This is a genomic window from Psychrobacter sp. PSi21 (assembly GCF_054960615.1).
In genome coordinates this window covers 266882-286537 of record NZ_JBHNYR010000001.1, presented here as the reverse complement: position 1 = coordinate 286537, position 19656 = coordinate 266882, and the positions used below count along the sequence as shown (strand labels likewise).

The window sequence follows — 19656 nt, the reverse complement described above, 5'->3', positions numbered from 1 at the left end:
AACCAACTAGCCTTGTAGGCCGCTTTTAACCAGCTTTGAGATCACAGCAGGATCAGCGCGTCCGGCGGTTTTGGCTTTGAGCGCCCCCATCACACTACCCATATCACGCATTGAGATCGCGCCTTGGGCGGCAATCTCAGCATTGACCAATGCAGCCAGTTCTGCCTCATCCATCTGCTTGGGCATGAACTCGTTGATGATGTCAATCTCAAACTGCTCTTTAGTCGCCAAATCGTCACGGCCATTTTCTGTAAAAATAGCCAATGACTCTTGGCGCTGCTTGAGCTGCTTTTGCAATACTTCGAGCACATCCGTATCGTTCAGCTCTATTTGGCGATCAATCTCGATTTGCTTGACGACTGACTGTACGTTGCGTAAGACTTTGACGCGCTCAAGCTCACGCGCTTTCATTGACGTTTTGATTTGATCAGATAGGTTTTGTTTAAGTTCGCTCATGACCGTTATGGTTCCTTTTTCTATTGAGAGATCACGCTAAAATACTGCTAAAAAGTGTAGCACAAAAAACGCCACTGATATCAATGGATAGCAGTGGCGCTGGTATAGAGCAGAGTATCTTCTAGGTTTGCCAAAGGTTATATGGATACTGCCACATAGGGCATTGATCATAATAAGGGCAAACGAATCAGTAGCACTTTGGTCAGCAAGCGCGTAGGCACGCCATCAAAGTGGAAAACTAAACGCTAAGGCGATTAGTACTTACGCGTGGTACGGATGGTATCACGTTGTAATTTTTTCTTGTAACGCTTAACGGCAGCGGCTTTTTTGCGCTTACGCTCTTGCGTTGGTTTTTCATAAAATTCACGCTTACGTACGTCTGATAGAACGCCGGCTTTTTCACAAGCACGCTTGAAACGACGGATAGCGATATCAACTGGTTCGTTTTCTTTAACCTTAACTGCAGGCATGAAGGCTCCTTATGAGGATGAGATAACAAGGGCATTAGCTTGGCTGTGTATTAGTATTTAGCCATGATGTCTCAAATCACAGGCATCAGCTCAAACTAGGATTATCTTGCGCAGGTAGCACAAGGGCAAGTATTTTACTTAAAAATTTCAATAAAGTCAAAGCCTTTCCTGTGTTTATCGCCATATTTTATCAAAATAGCAGGCTATATTACGGTTATTGCCTTGATGGCTATCAAAAAGGATGGCGTTTTTCAGCCAAAATCCCCTACTGTCTATAACGTTTTAGGTTGACTTTATGCTATTATAATCGCCATCTAGTAGTGGGCAGTTTCATGCTTTTGGGTCAATTTTTTGAGGATATTTGGATGAAAAAGACAGTAGTAAACATGGCGCTATGGGCAACACTAGCAGCAACTGCAGGGTTTGGTATCAGTGCGTGCGGTGGTCATGAAGAAGGCGGTGAGCATGGCGAAGTAATGGCCGTTGATATGGTTGATGAAGCGGCTGAGCTGGCACGTGCCAATGCGCCTGAAGCCGAAGACATGGGCTTTGAAGAGAGCTCGGCAACCGCAGTAGCCAACGATGCGACAGCAGCAGACGAAGCTGGTGCGACTGAAAGCGAAGCGGTAAGCGTTGAGCAAGAAATCACTGGTGATGCGGCTGAAGCCAGCGCTGATGATAACGCTACGATGGCTGACGACAATGCCGAAGCCGAAGCGAGTGCGGATGCTGAAGCAGACATGGCAGAGGCAGAAATGCCAGTAGCGGACGAGAGCGCAGCGCAATAAGACGCTTGTTGAAAGACGCCTATTGAGATAGGGGACAGATTATGATGCACACGCGATATCAATGGTTAGTGGTTATGGCGATCGGTAGTGGCTTGCTGACCGCCTGTGGTGAGACACCTGAAACGAGCTTACCGCCCGCATCGGAATCTAGCGAGACCAGCACAAGCAGCGCTGCGGCCGTTGAACCAGCGGTTGATGACGCGGTCACTGAACCCGCCACAGCGCCTGCAGCGACGCCAGCCAAAGAGGCAGAGACAGCAGACATGCCCACAGATGCCGAGCCCGCCGTCAGTCCATCTCCAGCAGAGGCCACTGGCGATAGCAGTACTGAGACGGCAGACGCCAGCCTTGATGCAAACCAAGCGCCGCTTGCAGCGGATGCTGGTGCAACGCTATATAACAAGCAGTGCAAAGTCTGTCATGACAGTGGGCTGCTAAACGCCCCCAAATTTGGTGACAAGGCCGCATGGGCGCCGCGTCTTACTAAAGGCAAAGAAACCTTATATCTACACTCCGCAAAAGGCTTTAATAAAATGCCAGCACAAGTGAACGCTGATGTTAGCGAAGCACAAGTGCATGCGGCGGTAGATTATATGATCGACGCTGCCAGCTGATATTTGTGATTGAAATTTGCTAAACTGACCGTCATTGTAAGTCGCAGTGACGGTTTTTTTTGGCTAAAAAAGGACATATCACACACTGTGACCATCACGCTATCGACGACATAAAGGCAAAAGCATGAAAGTATTGGGTTTAGAGACCTCTTGTGATGAGACGGGGCTGGCGATTTTTGATAGTGAGCAAATGGGTACCGACAACCAAGGCCTACTCGGACAAGTGCTGTACTCGCAGATTGAGCTACATGCGGTATACGGCGGTGTGGTGCCTGAGCTGGCCAGTCGTGATCATATTCGCAAGCTGGTGCCGCTATTGCATGAGCTGCTGGATCAATGCAGTATCGACAAACAAGATATCGATGCGATTGCTTATACCAAAGGGCCTGGTTTGATTGGGGCGCTGATGACGGGTGCGTTATTTGGCCGCAGCTTGGCTTATGGCCTAGGCATTCCTGCCATTGGTATTCATCATATGGAGGGGCACTTACTGGCGCCGCTGATGGAAGCCAATCCGCCAGCCTTTCCCTTTGTCTCACTGCTGGTATCTGGTGGTCATACTTTGCTGATTGCCGCGCATGGCGTGGGACAATATGAAATTTTGGGCGAATCTATTGATGACGCGGCAGGGGAGTGCTTTGACAAAGCCGCAAAAATGCTGGGATTGCCATATCCTGGTGGGCCAAACATTGCCAAACTTGCCGAAACTGGCAATCCTGATGCTTACTCATTGCCAAGACCGATGCTGCATCGCGGCTTGGACTTTTCGTTCAGTGGAATGAAAACTGCGGTACACAATCTGATTAAAGACACCGAAGGCTCAGGCGTGGATAGTGATCCACAAGTACGCGCTGATATCGCTGCAAGTTTTCAGCATGCGGTGGTCGACACCTTGGTCAAAAAATGCGTCAAAGCGCTCAAGCAGGTCAAAATGAGCCGTTTGGTCATTGCAGGCGGGGTCAGTGCCAACACCCATTTACGTCAAACGCTCGAAGCGCAATTGACAAAAATCAATGCCACTGTCCACTATGCGCCGCCCGCGCTGTGTACCGATAACGGCGCGATGATCGCCTATGCAGGCTACCAGCGTTTGCAGGCTGATCAAGCCGATGATCTGGCCGTCAGCTGTGTCCCGCGTTGGCCGATGACCGAGCTGCCACCGATTACCAGTGGCCAAGGTGCTTAGGGTGCAGTGGCTTGCGATAGGGCTTGGCGCGGCACTGGGTGCTTGTATACGCGCATGGCTGGCGCGCTTTAATCCGATACACAGCTGGATACCGCTTGGGACTTTGGGCGCAAACATACTGGGCGGACTTTTGATCGGATTGGCGCTGGTATGGTTTGAGCGTGTGGGTGCAGGGCTACATGCCAACGTCAAGCTGTTTGTGATCACAGGATTTTTGGGCGGACTGACGACCTTTAGCACCTTTAGCGCTGAGGTGTTTGGTTTTATCAATGCAGGAAAAGTGCTGGCAGGACTGGGGTTGATCGGTCTGCATGTCGGCTTGACGTTGATGGCGACCGCGATTGGCTTTTATATCTTTAAAAGTGTACTTTGAGCTTTTATCGATATCACTTGCTCAATTAGTGGTCTGATTTAAGTAGTGACCGACATACAGTCTGTTTTAAATGGTCTGTTAATGAGCTAAAAAGGTAAGATGACTGGTTTCGTTGGGGTATACCTTTTAAACAATAACTGTTTTATTCATCAATCATCGACAAAAATTGTTGAAACTCCATACGTGCAGAAATGCTCCTAAAATCCTGATCATTAATAACTTGTTCTTTACTAGGTAAATAGCCTGTTTGTTCAGATAATTTTAAGTACTTAATCGCTTCTTCAACATCATTTTCTAACCCGGCTATACACGCCCTGTTATATGACATCTCGCCCAAAAATTCAGGATATTTCGCTAAAAATTCGTAGAATTTTTCTTTTGCTGCAGCTAGTTGATCGTTAAGTTGTTGTTTATCCGCTTGATAGTGTCGAACATACATACTCAAGATGCTTTTAGCAGTGCCAGCTTTTGGGTTTATTAACAATGCTTGGTACAACATTTTTTTGGCGATCTCATAATATTGTCCCGCTTGGTTTGAGTCTGTGTAGCTGACAATATCTGCAAATGTACCTGCGTCTAAGCCACCATTGAACATTAGGTGTGACAGTCCTTTGATAATCGGCACCTTTAACTGATTCTCAAATTTTAATACCGGCGTATTACGCTGCAATAGTTCATCACCAAATTTTTCCCTGCTGATTATTAATAAGTCTGCTAGTTCTGATAACCAACGTAGATAGATTGCCATGCATTTATCTTTATCAGCAAACTCGTTTTTAAGATAAATATCTAATAGACGTAGCGTATATTCTGTATAGCAAGTAATTGCATAGTTAAGTTTATGATCAAAAGAGTTAATATCATCAATCGCCATCATGGTGCTATAGGAATTAATCGCAACTTGCCAATGATTCATGATAGCTAGTAAATACTGCTGACAAAAGCGCGGCTCATCACTATTATCGTCTTTCTTTATAAGCAGAGTGGCGGTACTATCGGCAAGATTGGCTAATCGGTATAGGTTATTGCATATTAGTAATTTGATTTGGTCGGGTTCATCATCAGTGAGTAATGCTTGCCTAGCGTAATTCACGCCTTGCTGATAATAACTGATGGCATCAAGTTGCGCCTGATATTTTTCATCTTGATCGGTAAAACGTAAATTATCAACGGCACCTGCTTTAGCAAAATATTGTTGCCCCAAGATAATCGCATTATTTTTTTCAATAAATTCTGTGTTTAATTGCTGTAGCTGTGTTGGAGTAATAGGTCTGATTTCAAACCACGGTTTTTTGAGTAAGGCATTTAACTGGACTAACTCAGACATATCTTTATAACGACCTAAACTATAATCATTTAGTTCAATATAAATTGATTCATTCCCCTCAAAATAATGGATATAACTTACGTTATTAAGAAGATTAGCTACAGCTTGAGGTTGATTACTTAATTCAGAAAGCTCACCTTTCGGGCAGTAATCTTCTAGACACGCCACAAACTCTGCCATCATTTCATCGCCATTAAAGGCTAAATAATTATTATTAAAAGGAGTAATAGTTTGCCCATAGATTTGTCCAAAGTATTTTTGGGCGCCGTTTATCCAAACCGCATATAAATCTGTTTCCTCATCAAGAAGTGGAATCATGTCATATTGATTAATACCCGATACCATCATAAATTCGACAACGTCTTCGTCCGTTAATGGCAGGGTCAATAGTTGTTCAAAGGATTCTAGGGTTTCACCTGTTCTTTGCTCATAGAAGTTTTCAAGTTTTTGAATTACATCTTCCAAGCCATATCCTGCAAAGATATCAAATGAGCCAAATGTTTCGCCATATTGTATATTTTGTTCAACTGCCTGATACTCACGATAAGTGTCACTTAATAGTTCTTCGAGTCTATTTTGTGCTTGTTCTTTGCTATCAAAAATTTCATCAATGGTGATACTATCGGGTTTTTCCGTAAAAAAATAATTGTCGTAAGGATAAGAGATTGCACGGATGGCGTATTTTTGGCTCATAGATTGATTCCAATATTATTTGATTGTTGTAAGCTTAGAACGGCTTACTTTGATAGAGAATACCCCATATTCTGTGCCACTTCTCAGAAAGTACACTGCAATTATTTAGGTAACTCGAACCATTGCTATCACTATCCCATAGCCTAGTGTTCAAGTCCTCATTAGGGTACCATCATTTCTCCCAGCGCCTACCACAACGTAAGAAAGCGGACAGTATTTTATAACCAAAAAATGTAATAAGCAGTAGAGCATTAAACTGGCTTTACGATCCCTTCCAATAAATTGGCAAACCCCTGCATATACGCCGTATCTTGACTAGAAGTACGCGTTGCTGCATACAGCTGACAATGCACACCATCGCCTAGTGGTCGTGAGACCACCCAGCCCTTTTTCTCATATTCGGCCACTACCCAATCAGGCAGCGCGGCCACGCCGCGTTCACTAGCAACCAGCTGGATCAGCATCGCGGTCAGCTCTGTGGTGCGCATTTTTTTAAACGACGCCTGCGCTGGGGTCATAAAGTTGGCAATGATGTCCAGCCGTTTGGCCTCTACTGGATAGGCAATTAAGGTCTCATCGGTTAAGTCGTCAGGACAAATCACGTCACAAGCGGCCAAGCGGTGCAGCGGCGAGAGTACCAAGCGGCTTTCATATTCAAAAAGCGGTTGATAACTGAGCCCGTCTATCGGTAAGTTGCTGGTGGTGATAAGCAGGTCAATATCGCCCTCTAACAGCAAATGATGCGGCTCAGGCTCAAAGCCAGTGGCAAAATCCAGCTCCACATCCGACCACTCACGGCGATAGTGATTGAGTATGGGCATCAGCCAATCAAAACAGCTGTGGCACTCTGAGGCCAGCCGCAATCGGCCTGCTTGACCGTAGGCGAGACGTTTGAGATTGGCTTTGGTGCGGCCCACTTGCGGCAGAACGTTGTCTGCCAGTGCCAGCACGATTTTGCCCGCTGGGGTAAAGGTCAATGGGCGGGTACGGCGATTGACCAGACTGATGTCGTAGTAATTTTCCAGCTCTTTGAGCTGATGCGACACCGCTGATGCCGTCACATGTAGCTCTTCGGCAGCCGCAGCCAACGAGCCATGAGCGCGTAGCGCCGTTAAAGTATTTAAGTGACGAAGTTCAAGCATAAGATCAACAAGCCGCAAGCTGAAAAAAATTCATTATAAGGAATATGGCGCGGCTTTTCACGGAAAACCTCTGTAGCCGCTATTAGCGCCGCCGAAGCAGCCACTGCGAGATGACCACAAGAAGCAAGGAGGCGACCAGCAGCAGCGTGCCAATGGCGTTAACCTCAGGCTTTAGACCCACGCGCACCATTGAATAAATACGCAGCGGTAAAATCTCATAGCTGGGGCCAGTGACAAAGGTAGAGACCACCACATCATCAAGCGATAGGGTAAAGGCAAGCAGCCACCCTGCCATCACCGCAGGAAAAATGACAGGGACCAAAACCGTACGCACCATGGTGGACTCAGTCGCGCCCAAATCGCGCGCCGCTTCCATCAAGCGCTCATCCAAGCTGCTCATCCGCGCAAATACGGTAATGACCACAAACGGTAAGCAAAAGGTGATGTGTGCCAGTAGCAATGAGACAAACCCAAGCTGCATACCGATCAATAAAAACAGCGCCAATAGTGAGATGGCAAGCACAATCTCAGGCGACATCATCAGCACAAACAATAGACCGCTGAGCAACCCTTTGCCGCGAAAGTCATAGCGATGCAGCGCAAGGGCAGTCAAGGTGCCGATCAAAGTCGACACAGTGGCAGCGACCAAGCCAAGGACGATTGAATGCCAAAGGGCATCCAGCATCGCTTGGTTGTTCATCAGTGCCTCGTACCATTTGAGGCTAAAGCCGCCCCAATTGTAGCCGATTTTGGATTTATTGAACGACATCACCACCAGCACGATGATGGGGATATACAGCAGCGCATAAATCAGTGCCAAATAACTGCGCGCAGCCAGACGGCCAAAGGAAAACGACCGTGTTTTGGACGTGGTTTTCGTCGCTGATTTTGAGGTCATTGCGGTCATTATGCCACCTCATTAAAGTCAGTTTTGCCAATACGGCGACTACTGGCGCGGTAGGCGAGCAATAATATCGCCATCGCCACCGTTAATAGCACACTCGCAGCCGCGCCAAACGGCCAATCGCGTGCATCCAAAAATTGATTTTTGATGATATTGCCCACGAGTAGGTTGCGTGAGCCGCCCAAAATATCAGCGACATAAAACATGCCCATTGCAGGGAGCAGTACCAGCAGGACACCTGAAATGATACCGGGCGTGGTCAATGGCAACACCACATGCCAAAAGGTCTGCGGCCTGCTTGCGCCCAAATCTTGTGAGGCCAGCAGCATGTCACCGCGCAAATCAGTAAACACCGCATATAGCGGCAGTACCATAAATGGAAACAGCAGATAGGTGAGTCCTGCAATCACTGCCCCTTGGGTGTACAAAATATCAATCGGCGCATCAATAAGGCCCATCGCGAGTAACGACTTATTAATCAGGCCATTGTTGGCAAACAGCAACTTGAGCGCATAGGTGCGCACCAGTGAGTTGGTCCAAAAGGGCAAAATCAGCAGCAGCATTAAAAGCGGTTGCCAGCGCGCTTTGGCCTTGGATATCAGCCACGCAAACGGATAACCAAACAGCAAACAAATCGCCGTGGTTAATGATGCCATCCATAATGAATGCAAAAACACATCAAAATATAGCGGATCGAGCATACGATAATAGCTGCCCAAACTGACAGGCAAACTGATAAAGTCACTGCTGTCACGGGTTAAAAAGCTAACCGCGATTACCAGTATATTAGGCAGTAAGGCAAAGATGAGTAGCCAGCCCCAAATCAGCCACAGTGTGGCGGTACGAAACGGACTTTTATTGCTTAAATTTGCACGCGCCATCAGCTCATACCCTTATCTTGCTGCGCTGTATCTCGCGCGGCGAGTCTTGCTCAGGCAGCAGCCACTCCCAGCCATCGACCCACGACACTTTGACCCGCTCGCCAAGCTTATAATCGAAGCTTGGGTCTTCTTCATCAAAAAATTCTGACGCTTTGATCACATGACCATTGTCCAGCTCAATGATAGAGTCCAGCGTGCTGCCTTTATAGTTACTTTCAATAATCCGCCCCAGCAGTCCCGCATGCGCGTCATCATCGGCTTCATAAATACGTAAATCCTCAGGCCGTAGCAGCAAGTTGACCGTATCGCCGACCTGCACGTTTTTTGCGAATTCATGACGGCGCAAATTGCGCAGCGCGGTAGGCGCCTCCTGCGAGTCTGCCTCACAAACTGACACTTCAATACGGCCATTGGTCACTTTGCCATTGCGATCGGGCTGATCGGGATAGACGCCATGTACGGTGGCTTTAAATAAGTTGGTCTCACCGATAAATTCCGCGGTAAACAAGTTGGCAGGGGTTTCATAAATCTGAATGGGCGTGCCAATTTGTTGAAACCTACCATCTTTCATCACTGCGATGCGATCGGACATCGACAGCGCCTCCTCTTGATCGTGGGTGACAAACACAAAGGTAATGCCCAGCTCGCGTTGCAAACGTTTAAGCTCAGACTGCATTTGTAGGCGCAACTTGTAATCTAACGCCGATAATGGCTCATCAAGCAGCAAGATTTTAGGGCGGTTGATGACTGCGCGGGCGATGGCGACTCGCTGCTGCTGACCGCCTGATAGATCTTGCGGTTTGCGATTGGCCAAATGCTCAAGTTGCACCATCGCCAGCATCTCGCTGACCCGCGTTTGAATCGCTGCCTTGGGGACTTTTTTAAGCTTCAGGCCGTAGGCGACGTTTTGTGCCACCGTCATATGCGGAAACAGCGCATATTGCTGAAACACGGTATTTACAGGGCGCTTGTCCGCCGAGAGCCCCGCCATTTGCACGCCCTCCAAAAATATGGCCCCAGCGGTTGGCTGCTCAAAACCCGCAATCAAGCGCAGCAAAGTGGTCTTGCCGCAGCCTGATGGCCCAAGCAAGGTCAAAAACTCGCCTTGCTTGATAGTTAAATTGATATCGGTCAGCACCTCAGCAGCGCCGTAGCTTTTTTTAAGCCCTGTCACTTGCAGCAGCACATCCGCCGCTTTGGCATCTGCAGCAGGCACGCTTGATGTCGAGTCAGTCATGGCATAAGTTCCTAAGAGACAATGGTAAATACACAGCAATCGCTAGCGTTTGGCAGGTTCGTTTGGTTTGGGATAAGGTCAATCGGCGATAAACCCTAGACGTGCGTCAAGGCGTGCATATCGGTATGTGGTTAGTGGTATGGCAAGTAACAAGCAAGTAAAAATCAAGACGGTCTACCTTATGAATGTGTCACATTATAACAAACCAGCAGCCCGTCGCCACCAGCGCTTGGTATTGGTTGTGCAGCAGTGCCAGTGACAGTCGGCAATGAAATCAAAAAAGGCAGATCATTTAGAATGGAAAAACAGACGTTAAAAAAATAGGTTTGAGCAATTAACAGGTTAAAAGTACCGCTCAGCCGATGGCATGTATGATGATATATTGGGTTTGTGTAGACTGGATGATATCTCGATGCACGCGGTATTAATAACGGTTAGCACGTGCGCGCCATAACAATTTTTATCATGTTGGCAGGCAGATTGCTATACAATCATTTCATAGCAGATAGGCGTGTTGTTGCGTTTATACTTGCCATCCCATTCGCTTTTACAGTAGTTACTATTAAAGGATATGTCATGACAAATCAGACTCGCCCTGTGACAGGTCAAGAGGCACTGGCCATGCTCAAAGAAGGCAATGAGCGCTATGTTGACAGCTTGACCAGCTCTGATCAGCTGATGCAAAAACGCCCAGAGCTGGTCAGCAAACAAGATCCGATGGCGATCATTTTGGGCTGCTCAGACGCCCGTGTCCCTGTTGAAATCGTCTTTGACCAAGGCTTGGGTGACTTGTTTGTCATTCGCGTGGCAGGCAATATCGTCGCACCTTCGCAAATTGGATCGGTCGAGTTTGCGGCCGAAACTTTTGGCACCAAACTGGTCGTCGTACTGGGGCACTCACATTGCGGCGCAGTGACCGCGTGCGTTGAGACCTTGATCAACCCTGAGCAAAACTACTCACCCAACTTGCAGTCTATTGTTGATCGCATTCGCCCAAGCGTTTATAACTTGCATGAGCTGGCGACCGCCAATGGCCATGACGTTGACGCAGACGAGTTGGTTGATCGCTCTATCCGTGCCAATGTGCGCATGTCAGTCAGTCAGCTCAAACATGGATCGCGCATCTTAGAAGACTTGACCAGCAATGGTCAGCTGCTGATTGTCGGCGCAGAATACGACCTAAAAACAGGCAAAGTACGCTTTTTAGATACTTAAGCATCACTGACATGGCATGACTTTTACAACGCTGTTGTCATCCATAGGACGCTATAAAAAGAGAGTTACTGATCCAAAAAACAGCCGTTTGCCCGATTGCAAGCGGCTGTTTTGATTGCTGGCTATCAATATCATGTCGCAGAACCCTCCAAGCTGCGCCACATCAAACCGGCTTGAATCGGCGCGCCTTTACAAAACGACAGTCTTACTGGCTTATTTTTTTATTATTATGAGGTAATCAGACCGCACTGCCTTGCATCGGTGCGGCTGCGCTACATATTCACTCATTTATTATAAGGATAATCATGTCTGACACTCATACCAATAACGTCACCACTATCGAACAACCAAAAAACAGTCTCAGCGCTGCTGGCGTTCAACCGATAGCAGCCAATACTGAAAACTTCATCTTTAACCACACCATGCTGCGCGTCAAAGACCCAGAAAAGTCGTTAGCATTTTATACTGGCGTACTGGGCATGACCTTGCTGGCGGTCAAAAAATATCCTGATATGGCATTTGACTTGTACTTCTTGGCCAAACTGACTGAAGAAGAGCGTGACCATTTGCCAGCTGGCGATGACCTAAACGTCTATGCGTTTAGCCAACGTGGTATCTTGGAGCTGACCCACAACTACGGTACTGAAGACAAAGAAGACTTTAGCTATCATGACGGTAACGCTGAGCCGCAAGGCTTTGGTCATATTTGCTTTAGTGTGCCTGACTTGGATGCGGCAGTGGCTTGGTTCGATGACAACAATGTCACCTTTAAAAAACGTCCAGAAGAGGGCAGCATGAAAAACATCGCCTTTATCAAAGACGTCGATGGCTACTGGATCGAAATTGTCCAAGCGGGTCTGATGTCAAAATAAAGCATCACCGACGCTGAATCGACTGTGCGGCTTACCCAACCGCACGTCATGACCATCACTATAGGAGCACCCTTTTTATGCCCATCCCCAATGCAGACAGCATTTCAGAAAAGATCGACGGTGGGGTAACTATTTATCAACAGGTAGTGGACACCACCAAAGACTTGGCCAGCAATTTTATTGATCGAATTCCCTATTTTGTGGCCGCGCTGATTGTGGTTGGTCTCTTTTGGCTGTTATCGATCGCCTTTAAAAAGATGGTACATAAAATTTTGGGATCACGTGTACGTCACCAAAATTTGGTCAAGGTGTTTCAGCGTGTGGGCGGGGCGCTCATTTTATTTATCGGTTTTATGATCGCCATGGTCATTGCCATTCCAGGCTTTACTCCCGCTAAGTTGATTGGCGCGCTGGGTATTGGTTCTGTGGCGATTGGTTTTGCGTTTAAAGATATTTTTCAGAACCTATTATCAGGTATTTTATTACTGCTCTCAGAGCCATTTCGTATTGGCGATCAGATCATCTCAGGCGATTATGAAGGCACCGTTGAGGACATCAAAATTCGTGCGACCACCATCAAAACTTATGATGGTCGGCAGGTGGTGATCCCGAACTCGGAGCTGTATACCTCTGCGCTTACGGTCAACACGGCTTATAAACAGCGTCGTCTGCAAGTGGCAGTCGGTATCGGTTATGATGACGATATCGAAGGCGCTAAAGCGGAAATCATCAAGGCATTAGAGCATTCTGATAGCGTCTCACGTATCCAAACCCCAAGCGTGATTGCCACAGGGTTTGGTGGCTCATCGATTGACTTGATGGTGCGCTGGTTTATCGATGATGGCACGCAGGCGAATAAAGTCGCTTCGATTCATGAGGTGATTGTCGAGATTAAGCGGGCACTAGATGCCGCTGGCGTGAACATTCCGTTCCCCATTCGTACGCTTGATCTCAGTGATGCGTCCGTCAATGCCGTGGTTGAAAAACTACAAGCAAAGACAACCGATCACGATACCAAAACACCAGAGAACAGCGGTAATGACTCGTAATATAGCGACTTAAATCACACTCAGGCCACAAAAAAACCGCCATTCTCAATCAGAGTATGGCGGTTTTCTCATGCTATAAAAGCAAAGGTTCAAGTATTATTTTTCGGCGCGGTATTCTGTGTGGCACGACTTACAAGAGGCACCCACATCACCAAAGGCAGGCTGGACATCAGCAGCACTGGTCGCGTTTTGTGCTGCGCTGTTGAGCTCAGCAGTGGCTTGTTTGAACTTATCGATTTCGGCATTAAAACCGTCGCCATCGCTCCACACTGCTTCAGCCGCACCGCCAACCGCATTTTTATCCGCAAAGTGACTCCACGGGCTATCAGCATCATCTGCCAAAAATGCCGCTTGCTCCTTGAACATATCAGCATCAAATGTATCGGGTGCCTTTATCATGCCGCCCATGATACCCATGGCATCACCCCAACCTTTCATGATGTCTTCACGCGCTTTAAGGTCAGGACTTTCGGGGCTGCTACAGGCACTGAGGCCTAGCGCGGCGGTCACCAAGGCGACACTGATGAGAGATTTGGCGGTGCGTCTGCGGTTAAGCTGTGACATAGCTATGAACTCCTTATTCATTATATGATCTATCATGACTTTGGTAATAGTGACTGAATACCCATGTCAAGGTGGGTAAAAGGTGGTTAAGTACAACAAATAAACCAGTAATACGGAAACGGGTCAGCATTTGCACGGTTTTTTTTGGCTACTGCGATAGGCGTATGACTGATAATGTAACGGTGATGACGCGCAGTTGGGTAGCAGGTTTACGTACTGTTTTGTAAGCGCTGAGTTACCAACTAGGGACGCGCCTTAGTGGCCAGCACTGGGTCATACGCAGCGCCGTGCGATACTGTGACGACTGGCGACAAATGTCATTATCAAAAGCGCGGCAAATAAAAAGCCAGCGATCATCGCTGACTTTAATGACTGACATGTTAAGATCAGACAGTTAATGCACACCGCTACTGTTACGTGTGGTTACGAAACGCGCATTTGTTTATTATTATGCCAGTCATGAGGCCAAAGTCAACCAGTCACGCGGTTTGAGATAGTAATCGGTCAGCTCAAACTCAGGCGTGCCCTCGGCTGGTTCAAAGCGATAATGCCAGCTGGCAAGCGGCGGCATACTGACCAAAATTGACTCAATGCGGCCGTTGCTTTGTAGGCCAAAGAGCGTACCACGGTCATAAACCAGATTGTACTCGACATAGCGGCCACGGCGGTACAACTGGAACTCGCGCTGCGCCTCGGTATACGGTACATTTTTGCGCTGCTCAAAGATGGGAAGGATACCGTCAAGGTAGCCTTGACCCACCGCCTGCATAAAGTCAAAGCAGGTTTCAAAGTCCCAGCCGCGGCTTTCGGTGTTGACATCATCATAGAACAGACCACCAATACCGCGCTGCTCATCGCGGTGACGCAGATGAAAATATTCATCACACCACTGCTTGAAGTCAGGATAGATGTTGTCACCAAACGGCACGCACAGGTCATGACACACCTGATGCCAGTGCACACAATCGGCCAGCACTGGATAAAATGGCGTCAAATCAAAACCGCCACCAAACCACCAAATCGGTGCTTTGCCTTCTGCTTCAGCGACGAACAAACGCACATTGGCATGGCTGGTTGGGACATTGGGGTTTTTAGGGTGTACCACCAGTGACACGCCCATCGCTTGGGCGCGGCGACCGGCAATATCAGGGTGGCGGGCAGTGGCTGAGGCGGGCAAGTTATGGACATGGATATGACTGAACATCACTCCTGCTTTTTCGATCACCGCACCGTCTGCAAGGACGCAAGATCGACCGCCGCCGCCTTCTTCACGCTGCCACTCATCAGCGACAAATACCGCCTCGCCGCCGCCGTCTTTTTCTTGCGCCTCTAACGCTTGGCAAATACGCGCTTGCAAGTCGAGCAAAAACGTCCGTACACGTTGCAAATCGGTATCGTTTGGCGTGATGGCGTCGTCATTGTTATTGTGATTATTATTGTGGCTGTGCTGGTCGATGGGGTTGTCGTGAAAGGTGCTCATAAAAGTGCCTGTCATAAGTGAATAAAGGGGAAGTGTGACTGGGCGTGTCCCTATTTAAAAAGTGGTGATCAGCGTTTGAATGAAGAACACACCCTAAAACTCAGGGTCCAATAAATGACCCATACGATCACGTTTGGTCGCCAAATAGCTGGCGTTCATATCATTGACGCCCACCAGTAATGGTACACGCGCCGCGACATGAATGCCATGCGCGCTCAGATAAGCCAGCTTATCAGGGTTATTGGTGATCAAGCGCACCTCGTCTACGCCCACATGTGCCAGCATCGGTTGACACATATCGTAGGTGCGCGCATCTGCAGGCAGACCTAGCATCAAGTTGGCATCAAGGGTATCATGGCCTTGGTCTTGCAGCGCATAAGCGCGGATTTTGTTGGTCAAACCAATGCCGCGACCTTCTTGGCGCAGATACAAGATCGCGCCGCATCCAGCTTCTTGGATGGCGTGCATAGCGGCGTTGAGCTGAGGGCCGCAGTCACATTTTAGCGAGCTGAACGCATCACCTGTGAGGCATTCAGAATGGATGCGTACCAGTGGAATAGGCGGCTTATCGTAAGCTGTATCGCTATCGCTCAGAACCATTGGCGGTTTGACCATAGGCAAGCCGACGGTAAGCATCACATGCTCTTCTCCCGCCTCGTTCTCAAATACATGAAGATCAAACTCGCCATGGCGAGTGGGCAGTTTGGCGCTGGTGATAAATTGATATGACATTAATGTCCTGCAAAGGCTGATGATCGGCGCTTAGATGAGATGATAACAGCCATGTCGAGACAGCTGTGTTGTTATCGTAGTAAAAATACTGTAACCGTGATGATAATCGCATTTGCGCGAAAAACACACAAAGTTCACAGACTACGCACGATGATTGAAGCGACAGTTAAAAAAAAATGCTATTATGCCATACTATTTTAACGGATACAGTGACAAGTCTTTGCCTTACATTACTGTATCGTCACTTATGCATAGTGGCGGCGCGGTGGCGTATATCGTGACGGACGACCTGATTAGAACAACGGCGCCAAACTGGGCGCCACTTTTAACAGATGTCTTTGTGGCCTTATCGAGAGATCATGACGCAAAACGCTATGATTAACAGCAACTTGTCAGTAGATTGGTAGGTATCGTAAGATTTATGCAGCAATCAACTCATTCCTCACAGTCTTGGTCGTCACCCCCATCGTCATCAGTTACCGAGTCTACTGAATCGCTATCTGACCTGCAACAGACGTACTCAGTGTTGCCGCGTACGCGTCCGCAGACGCCGCTGCTCGATACCATCGATGTGCCATCTGATCTCTCAGCGCTCAGTGCTGAGCAACTGATCCCCTTGGCCGATGAGCTGCGTTTGTTTTTGCTATATTCAGTCGGCCAAAGCGGTGGTCATTTTGGTGCCAACTTGGGCGTGATTGAGTTGACCATTGCGCTGCACTATCTGCTAGATACCCCTGAAGATCAGATCGTTTGGGACGTGGGTCATCAAGCCTATGCGCATAAGGCGTTAACAGGTCGCCGCGAGCGTTTGGGGAGTATTCGTGCCAAAGAGGGTCTGACCGCATTCCCTGAGCGCGCCGAATCCGTGTACGATACCTTTGGCGTGGGTCACTCCTCGACGGCCATTTCAGCAGGTTTGGGCATGAGTCTGGCACTGCGCTATCAAGGCCGACCTCAAACCGTGGCCTGCGTGATTGGTGATGGGGCGATGACAGGTGGCATGGCGTTTGAGGCGATGAATGACGCGGTGCAGCAAGATGCTGATTTGCTGGTCATTTTAAATGACAATGACATGTCCATTTCTTGCTCAATCGGCGGGTTTTCGCGCCATTTGGCGATGCTGTGGGAGTCGGGTTATCAGGTTGATATCAGCGATAAAGGCGCGCCCGTATTGCGTCGTCGTCCTGATATGCGCGGTTTTGATCGCCGCAAGCGTCACACCGAGCAGCGCGCCGTACCTCAGTTAGAAGACAACTTATTCAAAGCGATCGGCTTTACTTATTTTGGCCCTTTTGATGGCCATAATATCCCTGAGTTGCTACGTGTGCTCAGCCTTGCCAAATCGGTTAAAGGCCCAGTACTGGTACACATTTATACCACCAAAGGCAAGGGTTTTGCGCCTGCAGAAGCCGATCCTGTTGGCTATCATGCCATTGGTAAGTTACCTGCTGATGACAGCGCTGCGCCAGCTGCGCCCAAGCAAAAACCTGCCCTCAAATACTCGCAAGTATTCGGTCAGTTTTTGTGCGACAAGGCCGCCACTGATGACCAACTGCTGGCCATCACCCCAGCGATGGAAGAAGGCTCGGGCATGATCGAATTTGCCCAGCAGTTTCCGACCCGTTTTTTTGATGTGGCCATTGCTGAGCAGCATGCGGTGACGCTAGCAGGCGGCATGGCCACGCAAGGCGTCAAACCCATTGTGGCGATTTACTCAACGTTTTTGCAGCGCGGCTATGACCAGCTGATTCATGATATCGCTCTGCAAGACCTTGATGTGATGTTCGCCATTGACCGTGCAGGTTTGGTTGGTGAAGATGGCGCGACCCATGCTGGGGTATTTGATTTTGCCTTTTTGCGCTGCGTGCCCAATATGTTGGTCGCTGCGCCAAAGGATGAAAACGAATGCTATCAGCTGCTCAATACTTGCTACGATCATAAAGGCAGTACGGCGGTACGCTACCCACGTGGTACAGGTGTGGGCGCACCGATCAGTCGTCCCGCGCAGCATTATCCCATCGGTAAGGCGGTGATCGAATCGACGCTTGGCGCTGAGTCCGCCACCAAAAAAGTCGCGCTATTGGCGTTTGGCACTATGGTGGCTGCGGCGCAGCAAGCAGCAACGGCGCTGACGGATAGCCAAGCAGCGGGCTATATAGCAGATTGCCACATACAAGTGGTCAATATGCGCTGGGTCAAACCACTGGACACTGAATTGTTAGAAACATTACTGACGCAAGGCATCACGCATCTGGTGACTTTGGAAGAACATGTGGTGATGGGCGGCGCGGGTAGCGCGGTCAATGAGTATTTGCTCAACGAGTCGCCACGTTTCCAAGCGCAGCCAGTACGCATTACCAACATCGGTATTCCTGATCGCTTTATCGCCCACGGGTCACCTGCTGAGCAGTTGGCAGATTGCGGCCTTGATGTCGCAGGTGTGGTCGCGCGTGTGCAGCAAATGCTGAGCGCATAATGATGGTTTAGAGATATGACTTCATTAACGTTATTGGTTAATGAATGAGAAAAAACGCCTGCTTGCCGTAGGTGCTGACTGTTTCACAACTTGGGTAGTAAGCGTGGCGGCATCTTTGGTGCCGCTTTGGGCTTTTTATGCTATGTTGGGCGCAGTCTTATAATTGGTAGGGTGAGGTCTGGCAGTCTTCATCATCGCAACGACGCGTGACACGACCGCTCATGGGTGTGTCATCACTGGTTTTATTCCTTTATTTTTTATTCATCAAGCAGATAGGTTATTTATGGAACCCATGGTAGTCATCGCAGCACGTGCTGCTGAAAAAGTTGGTACTGAGATTTTACACGCACATCAAAACCGCCATAAAATCGAGCTGGATATTGAGTCTAAAGGCATTGATGGCTTGGTGACGCGTATTGATCGCTTCAGCGAAGAGCTGACCATCGCCACGCTCAAAAGCAGCTACCCAAACCATTCATTCTTGGGTGAAGAGTTCGGTATGCAAGAAGGTGTGGGTGAAGATGCCGACTGGTGCTGGATCATCGATCCACTTGATGGCACCAAAAACTTCGTTCATGGCGTACCGCAGTTTTGTGTATCGATTGCGGTACAGCACAAAGGCGTTACCCAGCACGGCGTGGTCTATGACCCTGTCCGTGACGAGATGTTTTCAGCCAGCCGCGGTAAAGGCGCACGTTTGAACCAGCGCCGTATCAGCGTCAGTGAGCGCAAAACTCTTGATGGCGGCCTATTTACCACAGGTCATCCACTAGAGCGTCGCCGTAATGGCGAGGTGATCTCCTATGCCAAAGAGCATTTTGAAAGCTTGCAAAAGGTATGTGAAGCAGGCGGCCAAGTACGCCGTTTGGGCTCTGCGGCATTAGATTTGTGCTACGTGGCTGCTGGCCGTCTTGATGGTTACTTTGAGATGTCTATCAAGCCTTGGGACATCGCAGCAGGTGAGTTGATCGTTAGTGAAGCGCGCGGTGTGGTGGTTGATCACAAAGGCGCGCACGATTCAATGACCAGCGGCTCTATCTTTGCTTGTAACATCAAACTGCTCAAGCCATTGATGCAAGTGGTTGTCCCTGCATGGGGTGATGCGTTATAAGTGATCTGCCATTAAAATAGCAGTAAGTTATGACATAAAAAAAGCTGATCCTCAATGGGGTCAGCTTTTTTTATGTTGGTAATAAG

19 protein-coding genes are annotated in these 19656 nt (G+C 48.5%); 9 read left to right on the top strand and 10 right to left on the bottom strand.

The features are described 5' to 3' along the window. Positions 1-6: 6 nt before the first annotated feature. The gene (locus tag ACFI32_RS01230; protein ID WP_462624666.1) at positions 7-456 is read right to left on the bottom strand and encodes a GatB/YqeY domain-containing protein; all 450 of its coding nucleotides are present in this window, start codon (positions 454-456) and stop codon (positions 7-9) included. Between the two features lie 254 nt (positions 457-710). Further along, positions 711-926, bottom strand: coding sequence for a 30S ribosomal protein S21 (gene rpsU / locus ACFI32_RS01225; protein WP_199508379.1), 216 nt, complete (start codon positions 924-926; stop codon positions 711-713). A gap of 365 nt (positions 927-1291) precedes the next feature. On the opposite strand from rpsU, the gene ACFI32_RS01220 reads away from it, so the two are divergent. The 4 genes from ACFI32_RS01220 (at position 1292) to ACFI32_RS01205 (ending at position 3887) form a co-directional block, all read left to right on the top strand. Continuing rightward, positions 1292-1714, top strand: a complete 423-nt coding sequence (locus ACFI32_RS01220; RefSeq protein WP_462624665.1) for a hypothetical protein — start codon at positions 1292-1294, stop codon at positions 1712-1714. 41 nt (positions 1715-1755) lie between these two features. Then, positions 1756-2328, top strand: coding sequence for a c-type cytochrome (locus ACFI32_RS01215; RefSeq protein WP_462624664.1), 573 nt, complete (start codon positions 1756-1758; stop codon positions 2326-2328). A gap of 124 nt (positions 2329-2452) precedes the next feature. Next, positions 2453-3514 carry a tRNA (adenosine(37)-N6)-threonylcarbamoyltransferase complex transferase subunit TsaD gene (gene tsaD / locus ACFI32_RS01210; RefSeq protein WP_462624663.1) on the top strand — a complete coding sequence of 354 codons (1062 nt, stop codon included), beginning with the start codon at positions 2453-2455 and terminating at the stop codon, positions 3512-3514. A 1-nt stretch (position 3515) separates the two neighbouring features. Beyond that, complete coding sequence (locus ACFI32_RS01205; RefSeq protein WP_462624662.1) at positions 3516-3887, top strand: CrcB family protein; 372 nt, start codon at positions 3516-3518, stop codon at positions 3885-3887. Between the two features lie 142 nt (positions 3888-4029). Here the strand turns inward: ACFI32_RS01205 and ACFI32_RS01200 are convergent, their stop codons facing one another. From ACFI32_RS01200 to potA, 5 genes are all read right to left on the bottom strand, one after another. Beyond that, positions 4030-5907 carry a TPR end-of-group domain-containing protein gene (locus tag ACFI32_RS01200; RefSeq protein ID WP_462624661.1) on the bottom strand — a complete coding sequence of 626 codons (1878 nt, stop codon included), beginning with the start codon at positions 5905-5907 and terminating at the stop codon, positions 4030-4032. A gap of 251 nt (positions 5908-6158) precedes the next feature. After that, positions 6159-7049, bottom strand: a complete 891-nt coding sequence (locus tag ACFI32_RS01195) for a LysR family transcriptional regulator (RefSeq protein WP_462624660.1) — start codon at positions 7047-7049, stop codon at positions 6159-6161. Positions 7050-7131: 82 nt separating this feature from the next. Beyond that, positions 7132-7947 carry a spermidine/putrescine ABC transporter permease PotC gene (gene potC, locus ACFI32_RS01190; RefSeq protein WP_462624825.1) on the bottom strand — a complete coding sequence of 272 codons (816 nt, stop codon included), beginning with the start codon at positions 7945-7947 and terminating at the stop codon, positions 7132-7134. Between the two features lie 8 nt (positions 7948-7955). Beyond that, the gene (gene potB / locus ACFI32_RS01185) at positions 7956-8834 is read right to left on the bottom strand and encodes a spermidine/putrescine ABC transporter permease PotB (protein ID WP_462624659.1); all 879 of its coding nucleotides are present in this window, start codon (positions 8832-8834) and stop codon (positions 7956-7958) included. Positions 8835-8838: 4 nt separating this feature from the next. Continuing rightward, a complete protein-coding gene (gene potA / locus ACFI32_RS01180; protein ID WP_462624658.1) occupies positions 8839-10071 on the bottom strand; it encodes a spermidine/putrescine ABC transporter ATP-binding protein PotA in 1233 nt (410 codons plus the stop codon). A 576-nt stretch (positions 10072-10647) separates the two neighbouring features. Here potA and ACFI32_RS01175 point away from each other — a divergent pair. From ACFI32_RS01175 to ACFI32_RS01165, 3 genes are all read left to right on the top strand, one after another. Continuing rightward, a complete protein-coding gene (locus tag ACFI32_RS01175) occupies positions 10648-11286 on the top strand; it encodes a carbonic anhydrase (protein ID WP_462624656.1) in 639 nt (212 codons plus the stop codon). A 305-nt stretch (positions 11287-11591) separates the two neighbouring features. Then, a complete protein-coding gene (gene gloA / locus ACFI32_RS01170) occupies positions 11592-12158 on the top strand; it encodes a lactoylglutathione lyase (protein WP_462624655.1) in 567 nt (188 codons plus the stop codon). A 77-nt stretch (positions 12159-12235) separates the two neighbouring features. After that, positions 12236-13207: a mechanosensitive ion channel family protein gene (locus tag ACFI32_RS01165; protein ID WP_462624654.1), complete on the top strand. Its 972-nt coding sequence runs from the start codon at positions 12236-12238 to the stop codon at positions 13205-13207. Positions 13208-13303: 96 nt separating this feature from the next. Here ACFI32_RS01165 and ACFI32_RS01160 read toward each other — a convergent pair whose 3' ends face one another. The 3 genes from ACFI32_RS01160 to ribA form a co-directional block, all read right to left on the bottom strand. Next, a complete protein-coding gene (locus ACFI32_RS01160; RefSeq protein WP_462624653.1) occupies positions 13304-13771 on the bottom strand; it encodes a c-type cytochrome in 468 nt (155 codons plus the stop codon). A gap of 457 nt (positions 13772-14228) precedes the next feature. Further along, positions 14229-15251, bottom strand: coding sequence for an oxygen-dependent coproporphyrinogen oxidase (gene hemF / locus ACFI32_RS01155; RefSeq protein WP_462624652.1), 1023 nt, complete (start codon positions 15249-15251; stop codon positions 14229-14231). 93 nt (positions 15252-15344) lie between these two features. Then, on the bottom strand, positions 15345-15983 hold the full coding sequence (gene ribA, locus ACFI32_RS01150; protein WP_462624651.1) for a GTP cyclohydrolase II: 639 nt from the start codon (positions 15981-15983) through the stop codon (positions 15345-15347). Positions 15984-16404: 421 nt separating this feature from the next. On the opposite strand from ribA, the gene dxs reads away from it, so the two are divergent. Together dxs and ACFI32_RS01140 are read left to right on the top strand one after the other, a co-directional pair. Beyond that, a complete protein-coding gene (gene dxs / locus ACFI32_RS01145) occupies positions 16405-18459 on the top strand; it encodes a 1-deoxy-D-xylulose-5-phosphate synthase (protein ID WP_462624650.1) in 2055 nt (684 codons plus the stop codon). A 283-nt stretch (positions 18460-18742) separates the two neighbouring features. After that, on the top strand, positions 18743-19570 hold the full coding sequence (locus ACFI32_RS01140; RefSeq protein ID WP_462624649.1) for an inositol monophosphatase family protein: 828 nt from the start codon (positions 18743-18745) through the stop codon (positions 19568-19570). The last annotated feature ends 86 nt before the right edge of the window (positions 19571-19656 follow it).